The sequence below is a fragment of the Micromonospora psammae genome (genome assembly GCF_036902725.1).
Taxonomy (GTDB): Bacteria; Actinomycetota; Actinomycetes; order Mycobacteriales; family Micromonosporaceae; genus Micromonospora.
In genome coordinates this window covers 146,251-159,789 of the sequence record NZ_JBAKHM010000015.1, presented here as the reverse complement: position 1 = coordinate 159,789, position 13,539 = coordinate 146,251, and the positions used below count along the sequence as shown (strand labels likewise).

7 protein-coding genes, 2 tRNA genes and 1 pseudogene are annotated in these 13,539 nt (G+C 71.8%); 5 read left to right on the top strand and 5 right to left on the bottom strand.

Annotation, left to right across the window (positions count from 1 at the left end):
* Positions 1-1,430: 1,430 nt before the first annotated feature.
* The gene (locus tag V6U79_RS19020) at positions 1,431-2,021 is read right to left on the bottom strand and encodes a hypothetical protein (protein ID WP_334615347.1); all 591 of its coding nucleotides are present in this window, start codon (positions 2,019-2,021) and stop codon (positions 1,431-1,433) included.
* Positions 2,022-2,129: 108 nt separating this feature from the next.
* Here V6U79_RS19020 and V6U79_RS19015 point away from each other — a divergent pair.
* Positions 2,130-2,381 (top strand): annotated as a pseudogene (locus tag V6U79_RS19015) (hypothetical protein); the annotation flags it as partial.
* Positions 2,382-2,590: 209 nt separating this feature from the next.
* Here V6U79_RS19015 and V6U79_RS19010 read toward each other — a convergent pair.
* The 4 genes from V6U79_RS19010 to V6U79_RS18995 all read right to left on the bottom strand — a co-directional run bounded on the left by V6U79_RS19010 (position 2,591) and on the right by V6U79_RS18995 (position 6,733).
* A tRNA-Ile gene (locus V6U79_RS19010) sits at positions 2,591-2,667 on the bottom strand.
* Positions 2,668-2,795: 128 nt separating this feature from the next.
* Positions 2,796-4,037 (bottom strand): NAD(P)/FAD-dependent oxidoreductase, encoded by a 1,242-nt coding sequence (locus V6U79_RS19005; RefSeq protein WP_334615346.1) that lies wholly within the window; start codon positions 4,035-4,037, stop codon positions 2,796-2,798.
* The gene (locus tag V6U79_RS19000; protein ID WP_334615345.1) at positions 4,027-6,153 is read right to left on the bottom strand and encodes an MMPL family transporter; all 2,127 of its coding nucleotides are present in this window, start codon (positions 6,151-6,153) and stop codon (positions 4,027-4,029) included. The genes V6U79_RS19005 and V6U79_RS19000 overlap by 11 nt, the downstream gene beginning before the upstream one ends.
* A gap of 507 nt (positions 6,154-6,660) precedes the next feature.
* A tRNA-Asn gene (locus V6U79_RS18995) sits at positions 6,661-6,733 on the bottom strand.
* A gap of 284 nt (positions 6,734-7,017) precedes the next feature.
* Here V6U79_RS18995 and V6U79_RS18990 point away from each other — a divergent pair.
* The 4 genes from V6U79_RS18990 to V6U79_RS18975 all read left to right on the top strand — a co-directional run bounded on the left by V6U79_RS18990 (position 7,018) and on the right by V6U79_RS18975 (position 13,462).
* The gene (locus tag V6U79_RS18990) at positions 7,018-7,413 is read left to right on the top strand and encodes a hypothetical protein (protein ID WP_334528813.1); all 396 of its coding nucleotides are present in this window, start codon (positions 7,018-7,020) and stop codon (positions 7,411-7,413) included.
* 281 nt (positions 7,414-7,694) lie between these two features.
* On the top strand, positions 7,695-11,015 hold the full coding sequence (locus V6U79_RS18985; RefSeq protein WP_334615344.1) for a ThuA domain-containing protein: 3,321 nt from the start codon (positions 7,695-7,697) through the stop codon (positions 11,013-11,015).
* Positions 11,016-11,094: 79 nt separating this feature from the next.
* Complete coding sequence (locus V6U79_RS18980) at positions 11,095-12,168, top strand: sugar phosphate isomerase/epimerase family protein (protein ID WP_334528818.1); 1,074 nt, start codon at positions 11,095-11,097, stop codon at positions 12,166-12,168.
* 109 nt (positions 12,169-12,277) lie between these two features.
* A complete protein-coding gene (locus V6U79_RS18975) occupies positions 12,278-13,462 on the top strand; it encodes an ROK family transcriptional regulator (protein ID WP_334615343.1) in 1,185 nt (394 codons plus the stop codon).
* Positions 13,463-13,539 lie beyond the last annotated feature (77 nt).

Below are 13,539 nucleotides of genomic sequence, written 5' to 3'. Positions count from 1 at the left end.
TGGAGACTAATTTCAGTCTGCCCGCGCGGAACTCAGACCGTCAGTTTGAAAGAGCGTGCTCAAGCGGTCGTGATGCCCGAAACGCGTGCGGCCGGCGGTCGACTCGGTTGCGTCTCGTGCCCGCTCGTGCCCGCTGCGCGCCACGGTTACTGGCCCATGGATGGCCCATGCCGGCCACGGCCAGCCCACGTACGCCCCCCTTAGCTCCCGTCCCTCTCGGTCCCCCCGGGCGGTGGCTCACCACATGCCTCTTGCCACGCCGACCGCTCCTGCCGAAGCCGTCGCACCTCCTCAGGAGGGGCGTCCGGGAAGCGGGGCACCGCTTCAGCGATCTCCGCCACCGCTTCCTCACCGATCACCTGACTGACGGCATCCCACAGGACCATCCGTGCCCGAGAAACCTGAGGGCCGACGAGCCACTCGGTGATGAATCGGTCGAGGGCCTCGGCGCCTGCATCCCCGCCCGCCATCCGTGAACCGATCCGATCAAGCGAGACGGTGAGGCACTCAAGCAAGCGAGCTACCTCAATCGCCTGGTCGAGTGGAACCGTCACCGTTGATTGGTCGCTGTCTGCGTCCAAGACTGCCCTTTCTGATCAACATGACGTCCAAGCCTCCTCGGACGGATGGCCGCCAGTCTGCCCCCATCCCCCGGATCGGTGCCAAGGACTGCGGCACCCGGTCGGGGTCAAGGGTGGCCGTAGGCCATCGGCGTGCCGACGCGCAGCGCCCTTGACACCGGCCGGGTGGCGTAGAGGATCGGGCACTTGGGGGATGGGTCACGCCCAGCTCCTCGTCGTCATCGAACCGCAGACGGCGCGCACGAGACTCGGAGGCAAGCAGCTCCGCTGCGCGGCAGCGATCGCCCCGCCCTCATCGGAGAGCAACCCCGACGGCGATCGTCCCGCCTCAGCCCTTCATGCCCTTTGGCCCTCCGCCAGTGGGCCGGCCGGCCCGGCCGATGCCGGCCGGAGGTCGCCAGCAGGCCGGGGCCGGGCCGGCGCGGCCCGCTTCGCGGGCCGCCTTGATCTGATAGAGCAGAATCGGCAACCGCTCGCGCCGCCCTGGAGGGCGACGAACACCGCCGGTAACTAGTTGAGCGGCATCCGGGTGACGATTTGCCACTCATACATGCGCCGGTCCCGGTGCATCTCGATCAGGTCGACGTGGCTGATCGTGACGACGGCAGCCTCAGGCTTAATGGAGCGCACGGCCTCTATGTATGGCTCGGCTGGGCCAGCGGCGGTTAGGTAGGCGACGCTCACATGGGGCCGAAACCGACCGGGGTCCTCCGCGACCACCCGCACGGGGGTCGGGGTGTTCGACCCGCGACGGGACGACCACGCCACTGGCGATCCACGCCCGCTGGTCAGAGTTCGCGGCCTCACCTCGTGCCCGGGGGTGCGGCGATGAGCCCGCACGCCTTCTGCTCAGAGGTAGTCGCGCCAGAACGGCACGGTGGCTTGTGGGTTCCAGTTGTCGGTCCGCTCGGGGCGTGGTTCCTCGAACTCCTGGCAGATGTAGTCAAGCAGATCGGTCCCGTAGTAAATGATGTCCCACCCGCGCATCGACAGAACCGGGTGAGCGAAGGTTCCGTGTCCGGCGGGGAGGAAACGGTGCGCATACACCGGAACCATCTTCGGAACGTCGGTAAGCCGGGCACGCGCCACCTCGACTGCCTCCTCCGGTGTCGCGGGACGGGTTCCCCACTCATGTTGCCAATGCCCGTGCTGGACATCCCGGAGCAGGCAGTCGACCGGCCAGGACAGGTGCTCGCGAAGCGCGTCCGGATCCCCGTTGCGCCAGTCGGGCCAGGGGCGATCCCACGTCTGCCCCTCCGTGTACGGCTTCCACACCGGAAGGCCGGCGGCCAGAAACGCGCGGTGGTCATCGGCGAACTCGAACCCGTACTCGCGCTCGATGCGGTCGAACTCCGCATCGGTCAACCCCTTGTCAATACGGCAACAGCCGAGAGCGGCGCCGCCCCGCCGCCGCGACTCCCAGGCGGGAACCTTCGTCACTGATCACGCCGAAACCGTAGCGCCCAGGCCTGGTGACACCACTTCCCACCGTCGCCCCGCTACCCGGACTCAATCGCCGCTCTTGGCCGACTTGACGGGAGCTGCCGCATGACCATCATGCCGACCCTGCCCGGCCTCGCCCCCCCCGGCGGTGGAGCCAAGGCCCGGCTCGCGGGCCGCCCGCATGCTCATGCCCCGCTCCGTCGACGTCGTCGCCGACCTCGCGGCCGACTACGGCGTCTGCACCCGCCCTGTCTCGATCGGGCTGCGGAGTCGATCGGTCTCGCCGGCCTGACCCCGCACGAACTGCGACACACGGCGGCCAGTCTCGCGGTGGCCGAGGGCGCCAACGTCAAGGCGGTGCAGCGGATGCTCGGGCACGCCTCGGCGGCCATGACGCTGGACGTGTACGCGGACCTCTTCGAGGACGACCTGGACCAGGTGGCGGACCGCCTCGACCGGCCGGCGGGGCGTGCTGCTGCGGACTCAGTGCGGACTGAGGGCGTCGGTCCGGACCTCGATGCGGTGCGTCCGGGTCGTCGGCAGCATGACCGAGCTGGGTGTTCACGTGGTGGGGCGGGCGGGACTCGAACCCGCGACCGAGGGATTATGAGTCCCCTGCTCTAACCCGCTGAGCTACCGCCCCGATACCGCGCCGGATCGTAACCCGCACAACGGATCACCGGCCACCACCGAACAGGCCGAGAAACCCTCGATCCGCACGATGGGCTACGCGAGGATAACAGTCCGCAGCGCCCGTGCGGCGCTCCGCGCTCAGCCCGTCGCGCGCAGCTCCGCGAGTACCGCTCCGGCCGTCCGCCAACCGCTGGCCAGCGCGCCCTGGATGGACGGGCTGTCCCGGTGGTCGCCGGCGACGAAGAGCCCGTCGCCCAGCGCGACCGGCTTGCGCAGCCGGCCCTGCGGCGGGGGCGCGGCGGGCAGCGCGGCGGGGATGGTGACGGTGGTCAGGTGCTCCCAGTCGGCGGTGGACCGGCCGTAGAGCCGCTCCAGTTCGGCCCGGACGGCGGGCTCGGGCGGGGCGGACGGCCCGACGACCGAGGTGGCCACCAGGTGCCACCCGGCGGGCGCGTAGGTGGGCGCGGCGTTGCTGATCACCACGGTGTTGGCGACCAGCTCCCGACGGTCGCCGTCGATCAGGAGGATCGGCTCGGTCAGCGGCGGCTCGGCGGTGCTGTGGTAGTAGGTCGTGTAGCCGTGCATGCGTACCGGGGCCAGGGTGGGCAGCAGCGTGGTCGCCGCCGGCGGGTCCACGGCGACCACGACGGCGCGGCAGCCGATGTCGCCGGCCTGGGTGCGGACCCGGCCGGGCACCACCTCGGCGACCGGGGTGTCCAGTTCGATCAGGTCGGCCGGCAGCGGGTCGGCGATCTTCCGGGGCAGTTCACCCATCCCCCGCGCGGGCAGGCCGATCCGGCCTCGGGCGAACGAGCGCAGGACCATCGCGAGCACGTGGCTGGAGGTCTCCAGTTCCCGGTCGATGAGCACGCCGGAGAGGAACGGCCGGATCAGCTGCTCGATGATGGCGTCGGAAAGCCCGGCCCGGCGCAGCGCCGCTTCGCTGGTGGTCTCCGGGGCGGTGAGCAGTCGGTTCTTCGGCAGGGTGGCGCAGCCGGCGGCCAGCGCGGCGAAGCGCACCCGGTCGAGCAGCGAGCCGACGCCGGCCAGCGCGGTGCGGGGCGCGCCGGTGGGCTCGCGCAGCGGGTTGACCAGCCGGTCGAGGCGGTCGCCGCGGCGTACCAGCACGCCGGAGGTGAACCAGCGCAGGTCGAGGGTGTCGACGTCGAGCAGGGTGCCGAGGCGCGGGTAGGCCGTGTTGAGCACCTGGAACCCGCGGTCGAGCAGGTAGCCGTCGACGGCGTCGGTGGCGACCCGGCCGCCGAGCCGGTCGCCGGCCTCCAGCAGCCGCCAGGGCACGCCGGCGCGGTGCAGCCGCCGGGCGGCGGCCAGCCCGGCCAGGCCGCCGCCGACGATGACGACGTCCGTCTCAGCGAGCATCGCCGACCTCCGTCGGGGTCCGGGCCGTCCGCGCCAGCCGGCTGGGCCACCAGATCTTCGGCCCGATGTCGTACGACAGCGCGGGCACCAGCAGTGAGCGGACGACGATGGTGTCCAGGAGCACGCCCACGGCGACCGCCACGCCGAGCTCGACCAGCACCACCAGCGGGAGTACGGCGAGCGCGGAGAAGGTCGCGGCGAGCACGACGCCGGCGGAGGTGATCACGCCCCCGGTTACGGCGAGACCGGTCAGCACGCCCGCCCGGGTGCCCCGCCGGACGGATTCCTCGCGGACCCGGCTCATCAGGAAGATGTTGTAGTCGATGCCGAGGGCGACGAGGAAGACGAAGGCGAAGAGCGGGAAGGACTGGTCGACCCCGGGGAAGTCGAAGACGTACCTGAAGATCAGCGCGCAGAGGCCGAGCGTGGCGAGGAACGACAGCACCACGGTCGCGATGAGCAGCACCGGGGCCAGCAGGGCGCGCAGCAGCAGGGCCAGGATGACGGCGATCACCACCAGCACCACCGGGATGATCACGTTGCGGTCGCGGGTGGACGCGGCGGCGGTGTCCACGTTGATCGCGGTGAATCCGCCGACCACCGAGTCGGCGCCGGGCACCTCGTGCACCGCCCTGCGGAGGTCCCGGATGGCCTGCTCCGCGCCGTCGCTGTCCGGCGGGTCGGCCAGGGTGGCCTCCAGTTGCACCCGGCCGTCGACCACCTTGGGTGGCGCGTTCGGGTCCGGCGGTCCGGTCTGGCCGCCGGCGGTGACGGGGCGGACGGCGGCCACCCCGGGCACGCCCTGGGCCACCTGGGCGATCTGCCGGGCGGTCTGCTGGTTGGCGAAGATGGTGGCCGGGCTGCCGGTGCCGGCCGGGTAGTGCCGGGCGATCACCTCCTGCCCGGCCACCGACTCGGTGCGTTCGGTGAACAGGTCGGACTGGCCGAGGGTGGTGGCGCCGAGCTGGGTCAGGCCGAGGGTGAGCGCGGCCAGCGCGACGGCGGTGACCACCCAGACCGGCCGGGCCCGGCGGGCCACGAAGCCGGCGACCCGGCTCCAGATGCCGTGTTCGGTCCGTGGGTCGGCCCGGTCCAGCTCCGGCCGGCGCGGCCAGAACGCCCACCGGCCGCCGAGCAGCAGCAGCGCGGGCAGGAAGGTGAGCATCACCAGCAGGGTGGCGGCGATGCCGACGGCGGAGACGGGACCGAGGGCGCGGTTGGAGTTGAGGCTGGACAGCAGCAGGCAGAGCAGGCTGACGATGACGGTCGCGCCGGAGGCGATGATGGCCGGCGCGGCCCCCCGCCAGGCCGTCTTCATGGCGTCCCAGGGGCGCTCGTGGCGGTGCAGTTCCTCCCGGTAGCGGGCAATCAGCAGCAGCGCGTAGTCGGTGCCGGCGCCGAAGACGAGCACGGTGAGGATGCCCTGCGCCTGCCCGTTCAACTTGATCACATCCTGCTCGGCGAGGTGGTAGATGAAGACCGACGCCAGCGCGTACGACATGCCGGCGGCGAGCAGCGGGAAGATCCACAGCACCGGGCTGCGGTAGACGACCAGCAGGATGACCAGCACCACGACCAGGGTGACCAGCAGCAGCGGCCCGTCGATCGCGCCGAACACCTCGATCAGGTCGGCGAGCAGGCCGGCCGGGCCGGCGACGTCCACGGTGAGGCCGTCCCGGTCGGCTCCGGCGATGGCCCGCAGCTCGTCGACCACCTGGCCGACCTGTTCGCCCTCGGCGTCGTCGATCGGTACGACCACCTGCAACGCCTGGCCGTCCTGGCTGGGGACGGGGGGCGACACCGGCCCGATCACCCCCGGGACGCCGGCGAACCGGGCGGCGTCGGCGGCGGCCCGCCGCCGGTCCGTGTCGGTGATGCCGGCGGTGCGTTCGTAGACCACCAGCGCGGGGGTGGCCTGCCGCTCCACGAAGCCGGCGGCCAGCTCCTGGGCCCGGGTCGCCTCGGCGTCGGTGGGCAGGAAGGAGGCGTTGTCGTTGGTCGCGACCTCGCCGAGCTTGCCGGAGTACGGCCCGGCGACGCCGCCGATCACCAGCCAACCCAGCACCACCGCCACCGCGATCAGCGTGGCGGTGCCGCGGCCCCGTCTTCCGGCCATCTCCACCCACCCTTGAATCGACGCACCAATCGACGCAGCGGGAGTCTAAGTCGACATCGACCATCCTGCCGCCCGAGCGCGCCCGACGTTACGGAAACCGCCCACCGCACAGCTCGCCCGACCCGGCCACTCGGCGGGCCCCACCCCGCTTTGTGGCGTGTCGGGGTGTCGCGCCGGAGGGATGGCCCCACACGCCGCAAACCGGGCCCGCCGAGCCCGAGCGCCCGACCGCGCGCAGGGCCCCATCAGGTCCAGAGCGAAGCGGGACGGCCCGCGCGACAGGCGGCGGCGTCCGAGATGAAGCGAAGCCGGATGGCCCGGACGGGCGGCGGCGTCCGAGGCGAAGCGGGATGACCCGAGGCGACGGGCGACGGCGTCCGAGGCGCAGGGCCGCGGTCCGAGGGTGAGGGTCGGCGGCGCGGGGACGGCCCATCCGTGGCGGGCGACCGGACGGAGGAACCAGAAACGCCCGCCGGCGGGGCCGACGGGCGTGGGGTGGAGCTGAAGCTCCCCCGTTTGGACTCGAACCAAAAACCTGCCGGTTAACAGCCGGCTGCTCTGCCAATTGAGCTACGGGGGACCGCTTGTCTCCGCGCCCCGGATCCCTCCGGCGCTCGGCGACGGCACAAGAGTACAGGATTCCCGGGGGGTCTGGTCCAGGGGGTTACCTCCACCGGCCCACGCCGCCCAGCACCGCGCCCGGAAGGAATAAAGGTAGACAAATCGTCATCACGGCACAAGCAGGCATGAGCGCGGAGCAGGATGGGTAGTTAGCTGCCGACAGAGGACTAGGGCGCGACATGGTCGGTCCCGACCGGATCTGCGGGCGGGAACGGCGGAGCGTCAGGTACGAAAGGAGCCGCCATGCGCGGAAAGATCATGTTCCTTGGCGGGCTGGCTGCGGGCTTCGTCCTGGGCGCCCGTGCCGGCCGGGAGAAGTACGAAGAGTTGGTCGTCAAGGGCCGCAAGGTGCTCGACCACCCGACCGTCCAGGAGGCGGCGGGCGTCGCACAGGCCCAGGCGACCCGGCTCTACAGCGAGGGCAAGGACAAGCTCGGCCAGTCCAAGCTGGGCGAGAAGCTCGGCACCGGCAACGGCAACAAGCAGGAGCTGACCGCGGCGGACGACGCCTTCGCGGGCACGCCGGCCACCATCGGCGCGAAGTCGGGCGGCACCTCGTCCAGCTCCTCCACCTCGTCGTCGGCCACCACCCCGCGGCCCAAGCCGTCGGGCACCGGGACCAACGCCAGCACCCTCTGAGCGCACCTTCCAGCGGGCCGGTCGTCATCCGACGACCGGCCCGCTGGCGCGTAGGGCGGAAGAAGGCGCAGGTCAGGCCCAGCCCACCCCGCGGGTGCCACTTTTGGCGATTTGAAGCAAAAGTTCGCACCGAACCTCGGAAACTTCTGCTCTCAGACTCTTCTCTTTGGTCCCAGACGCAAATATCGTCCAGCGTAGAACCTGGCCAGGCTCTTGGTACTCGAAGCGACCCTCCTCAGCGACGGCGCTGAGGCGGACCCGCCCGACCAGAGCGAGGTTCGATGCGCAGACCGACCGGCCGAAGAGCCACCACCTACCTCAGCCTTCTCACCCTCGTCGGCGCGACCCTCGTCGCGACCGCACCACCGCGGCCGACACCGGCGCTCGCCGCCCCGGCGCCCGCCAGCAACGGCATCGACTACAAGGTCCTCGTCTTCACCCGATCAGCCGACGGCAGCCACGCGGCCACCGCCGCCGGCGTCGACGCGATCCGGCAGCTCGGCAAAGACCGGCGGTTCACCGTCGAGGTGACCGACGACGCCCGCAAGTTCGACGAGCCACATCTCAAGCAGTTCCGCGCCGTGGTGTTCCTGAACACCGCCGGCGACATCCTCACCGACGGCCAGCAGGCCGCCTTCGAGCAGTACTACCGCGACGGCGGCGGCTTCGTCGGCGTCCACTCGGCCATCGAGGCCGAGCCCGGGTGGTCCTTCCTGGACAACGTCCTGGGCACCCGGGCGACGGGCGCCGCCACGGCGTCGGGCCCGGCCACCGTCACTGTCGCCGACCGGGTGCACCCCGCCTCCGAGCGGCTGCCGGAACGGTGGCGGCACACCGACCGCTGGTACAACTTCGCCACCAACGTCCGCGGCGTGTCGCACGTGCTGGCCACGGTGGACGAGAAGACGTACGCCGGCGGGTCGATGGGCTTCGACCATCCGGTCACCTGGTGCAAGGACCACCAGGGCGGTCGCTCCTTCTACACCGGACTCGGCGCGACGCCGGAGAGCTTCGGCAGCACCGACCTGCGCGCCCACCTCGGCGGGGCGATCCAGTGGGCCGCCGGCGTGACCGACGGCGACTGCGGCGCGACCGTGCTGGCCAACTACCAGATGACCGTGATCGGGGCCCAGCCCAACGTCAACGAGCCGATCGGCTTCGACGTGCTCCCCGACGGCCGGGTCATCCAGACCGACCGCCGCGGTGGCGTACGCCTGCACGACCCGGAGAGCAACGAGACCACCGTGCTGGCCCAGATCCCGGTCTACACCCACAGCGAGGACGGGATGTACGGCCCGGCGGTCGACCGGGACTTCGCCACCAACCGGTGGGTCTACCTGTACTACGCGCCCCCGCTGGACACCCCGGCCGGAAGCGCGCCGACCACCAGCACCGACCCGGCCACCTGGGACCGGTGGAAGGGATACTTCCAGCTGTCCCGGTACAAGTTCGTCGACGGTGAGACACCCTCACTCGACCTCGCCTCGGAGCAGAAGATCCTCCAGGTGCCGGTGGACCGGGGCGCCTGCTGCCACGTGGCCGGCGACATCGCATTCGACTCGAAGAACAACCTCTGGCTGGTCACCGGGGACGACACCCCGTCGGGCGCGGGCGGCTCGGGTGGCTTCTCGCCGCACAACGACTCGGTCAGCGCGACCGGGGTGTACCAGGCGCCGTTCGCGGACGCCCGGCGCAGCTCGACCAACACCAACGACCTGCGGGGCAAGGTGCTGCGGATCGCGGTGGGGGCGGACGGCTCGTACACCGTGCCGGCGGGCAACCTCTTCCCGGCCGGCACGGAGCGGACCCGGCCGGAGATCTACGCGATGGGGCTGCGGAACCCGTTCCGGATCACCCTCGACAAGAACGACGTCGCGTACGTCACCGACTACTCCCCCGACTCCTCGACGGCCGCGGTCGGCCGGGGACCGGCGGGCACCGGCCGGATGATGGTGATCGACAAGCCGGCGAACTACGGCTGGCCGATGTGTGTGCAGCCGAACCTGCCGTACGTCGAGATGAACTGGACCACCAGCCCGATCTCCCCGGTCGCGCCCTTCGACTGCGCGGCGCCGAGGAACACCTCCCGGCACAACACCGGCCTGACCGACCTGCCGGCGGTCGAGAGGTCCGAGCTCTGGTACTCGTTCCAGGCGCCGACCCCGTGCCCGGAGTCCTACCTGTCGACGCCGACGCAGACCTGCCCGGTGCTCTTCCCCGAACTCGGCACCGGTGGTGTCGGGCCGCACGGGGCCGCCCGCTACGACTTCGACCCGGAGCTGAGGTCGGAGACGAAGTTCCCCGAGTACTACGACGGCGCGGTCTTCTTCGGCGAGTTCACCCGGGACACCCTCAAGGAGGTCCGGCTGGACGCCAAGGGCGACATCCTGAAGATCAACAACGTGCTGAACTGTGGCCAGGCGCCCACCACGGCGAGCAAGCCGTTCCTCTGCGACAACCCGATGGACATGCGCTGGGGCGCGGACGGCAACTTCTACCTGCTGACGTACGGCGACGGGTTCTTCAACGTCAACCCGGACGCGGCGATGCTGAAGTTCAGCTACGTCAAGGGGCTGCGGGCACCGAACGCCGTGCTGACGGCGACGCCCACCAACGGCCTCGCGCCGCTGACCGTCGCCTTCTCCAGCGAGGGCTCCAAGGACCCCGACCCGGCGGACTCGATCTCGTTCGCCTGGGACTTCGACGGCAACGGCAGCACCGACTCGGTCGACCCGAACCCGTCGCACACCTACACCGCCAACGGGGTCTACACCGCCCGGCTGACGGTGACCGACTCCAGCGGCAAGAGCGCGTCGGCGAACACCACCATCACCGTCGGCAACACCGCGCCGACCGTCACGGTCACCACCCCGCTGGAAGGTGGCTTCTTCAGCTGGGGCGACGACATCCCCTGGTCGGTGACGGTCACCGACCCGGAGGACGGGCCGGTCGACTGCGCCAAGGTCGAGGTGACCTTCGTCCTCGGGCACGACCAGCACGGCCACGGCGAGGCCAACCAGTTCGGCTGCTCCGGGGTGCTGCCGACCGATCCGGACAACGCGTCCCACGGCGGCTACATCTACGGCGTGGTCAGCGCGTCGTACACCGACGGCGGCGCCAACGGCCAGCCGGCGCTGACCACCGTCGACCAGCAGATCATCCAGGCCAAACGGCAGGAGGTCGAGTTCGCCGCCAGCGAGTCCGGCACCACCGTCGGCACCAGCGCGGACACCGGCGGCGGGCAGCAGCGCGGCAGCCTCGACCCGGGCGACTGGATCGCGGTCAACAACACCGTCAACCTGCACGACATGCAGTCGGTGACGCTGCGTACCTCCGGCGGCAGCGCGGCCACCGCCGGGCAGCCCCGGTTCGGCGTCGAACTCCGGCTCGACTCCCCCACCGGTCCGCTGCTGACCACCGCCACGGTCAACGCGACCACCGGCAACAACGCCTTCACCAGCACCACCGTGCCGATCACCGACCCGGGCGGCACGCACCGGCTCTACCTCGTGTTCAAGACCGTTCCCGGCGGCCCGACCAGTGGTTTCGGCAACCTCAACTGGGTCGAGTTCGCCGGCCAGGGCATCGGCGTCGCGCCCTAGCGGCCGCCGGGGCCGGGGCCGCCGCCCGGCGGCCCCGGCCCGAACCACCCGTCACCAGCACCGAGAAGGGCAGCAGCAGATGAACGACAGACAGCACGGAATGAGCCGTCGCCGGATCCTCGGCGCCTTCGCCGGCGTCGCCGGCGCGGCCGCCGTCGGGGCCGCCGGCTGGGCGCCCGCCGCCGGAGCCGCCGGGAACGGACTGCTCGTGCCGACCGGAAAGCGCGGCATCATCCTCTACAGCGTCCGGGACCGCATCGGCGCGGCACCGGACGCCACCGGGGTGCCGTACGGCTTCGAGCGGGTGCTCGCCCGGCTCGCCGAGATCGGCTACAAGGAGGTCGAGTTCGCCGGCTACAACCAGCACGTCTCGATCCTGGGCCGGCAGATCACCGCAGCCGAGATCCGCAAGATCCTCGACGACAACGGGCTGCGGGCCAACGGCTCGCACGCCTCCATCCCGAGCACCATCAACCCGACGACCCTCGCCGCGTTCGAGCAGCAGCTCGACATCGCCGAGACGCTGGGAATGACCCACATCGGCACCGGCAACGACCCGACCGGCAGCAACTACAAGGCCGACTGGGACGCGGCGGCGGACCGGTGGAACACCCTCGGCCAGCTGGCCGCCGCCCGTGGTCTCAAGCTCTACACGCACAACCACGACGCGGCGTACAACTTCCTGCTCGACAGCGGGCCGCTGGACGCGCTGGGCCGGCCCACCCGGTCCTCCGGGGTGCGCAAGCTGGAGTACTTCATCGGGCTCACCGACCCGGAGTACGTCTGGTTCGAGATGGACATCTACTGGGCGCACGTGGCCCAGCACCGGTTCCGCAGCTACACCGACCCGGACGGGGTGACGCGGACCGACGTCTTCGACCCGCTGGCCACGGTGGCGGCCCAGCCGATCCGGTTCCCGCTGTTCCACGCCAAGGACGGCGCGTTCAACCCGAACACCACCAGCGGTTACGACATGGTGCCGCTCGGCCAGGGCGACATCGACTACGGCACCTTCTTCGCCAACATGGGTGCCAAGGGCTACCACAACCCGATGTGGGAGCAGGACAACGCGCCGGGCGGCAGCGCCGACCCGGGCCGCTCGCTGCGCTACGCCGAGGTGAGCTACCAGCACATGTCGGGTCTGCGGGGCTGACGGACCCGACCGTCGATCGAGTGGCCGCACCCGGAACGCCGGGTGCGGCCACTCGCGCCATCGGCCGTAACACCGCCGTGGCAGACTCCGGCCGGAGGAGGTGGTGGCGATGGTTCCCGTCCGACCGGAGAACGCGTACCAGGCACGACTGCTGCGGCTGCTGCGCGACGACGGCCCGCGGTCGCGGGTGGAACTGGGCGACGCGGTGGGCCTGTCCCGGTCGCGGCTGATCGCGGAGGTGGACCGGCTCGTGGAGCTGGGCCTGGTCGAGACCGCCGGGCCGGCGGCCTCCCGCGGCGGTCGACGGTCGTCACTGCTCCGCGTCGCCGGCACGGTCCGCTTCGCCGGCGTCGTGATCGGCACGGACCGGCTCACCGTCGCCGTCACCGACGGCGAACTGAACGTGCTGGCGCAGCTCCGCGAGCCGGCGGACGGCCGGTCCGGTCCGGGGCCGGTGGTCGCCCGGGCCGGGGAGCTGGTCGGCAAGCTGCAGGCGGAGCTGGGCCTGGAGCAGCTCACCGGGGTCGGGGTCGGCCTGCCGGGGCCGGTCGCCTTCCGGGAGGGCACCCCGCTCGCCCCCGGAGCCCTGCCCGGCTGGCACGGCTTCCCGGTGCGGGACACCCTCGGCGCCGAGCTGGGCTGCCCGACGCTGGTCGACAACGACGCCAACGTGATGGCGCTCGGCGAGCAGCACGTCGGGACCGGCCGTACCTTCGACGACTTCCTGTACGTCAAGCTCGGCAACGCGATCGGCTGCGGCCTGGTGCTGCGGGGCGCGGTGCACCGGGGCGCGACGAGCGGCGCCGGCGACATCGCCCACCTCCGGCTCGACGACGACGGCCCGGGCTGCGGCTGCGGCGAGGCGGGGTGCCTGGAGGCGTACTGCGGGGAGGCCGGGCTGGTCGCCGCGGCGCTCGACGCGGCGCGGTCGGGCCGCTCCCCCGCCCTGGCCGACCGGCTGGCCGAGGCCGGCACCCTGACCATGGCGGACGTCGTCGGGGCGGCGGCGGGAGGCGACCCGGCGGTGCAGGCCGTGGTGCGGGACGCCGCCCGCCGGCTGGGCCAGGTGCTGGTCGGGCTGGTCAGCTTCGTCAACCCCGGCATCGTGATCATCGGCGGCGCCCCGGACGGTCTCGGGCACACCCTGCTGGCCGAGATCCGGGCCGTGGTCTACCGCCGGTCGGCGCCGCTGACCACCGGGACGATGCCGATCGTCCTGTCCGACCTCGGCGAGCGGGCCGCCGTGGTGGGCGCGGCCCGGTTGATCAGCGAACAGGCCTTCGCCGCCGGATGACCGCCCCGGGCGACCCGACCGACCCGAGGGGTCTCCCGACCGAAGCGGGAGGTCAGGGTCGGTCGGGCCGCCCGGGC

What these genes read in the sequence shown, in the direction of transcription:
- V6U79_RS19005 (WP_334615346.1), bottom strand. Translation starts at nt 4,037, where the DNA reads ATGCTCGCTGAGACGGACGTCGTCATCGTCGGCGGCGGCCTGGCCGGG.
- V6U79_RS19000 (WP_334615345.1), bottom strand. Translation starts at nt 6,153, where the DNA reads ATGGCCGGAAGACGGGGCCGCGGCACCGCCACGCTGATCGCGGTGGCG.
- V6U79_RS18990 (WP_334528813.1), top strand. Translation starts at nt 7,018, where the DNA reads ATGCGCGGAAAGATCATGTTCCTTGGCGGGCTGGCTGCGGGCTTCGTC.
- V6U79_RS18985 (WP_334615344.1), top strand. Translation starts at nt 7,695, where the DNA reads ATGCGCAGACCGACCGGCCGAAGAGCCACCACCTACCTCAGCCTTCTC.
- V6U79_RS18980 (WP_334528818.1), top strand. Translation starts at nt 11,095, where the DNA reads ATGAACGACAGACAGCACGGAATGAGCCGTCGCCGGATCCTCGGCGCC.
- V6U79_RS18975 (WP_334615343.1), top strand. Translation starts at nt 12,278, where the DNA reads ATGGTTCCCGTCCGACCGGAGAACGCGTACCAGGCACGACTGCTGCGG.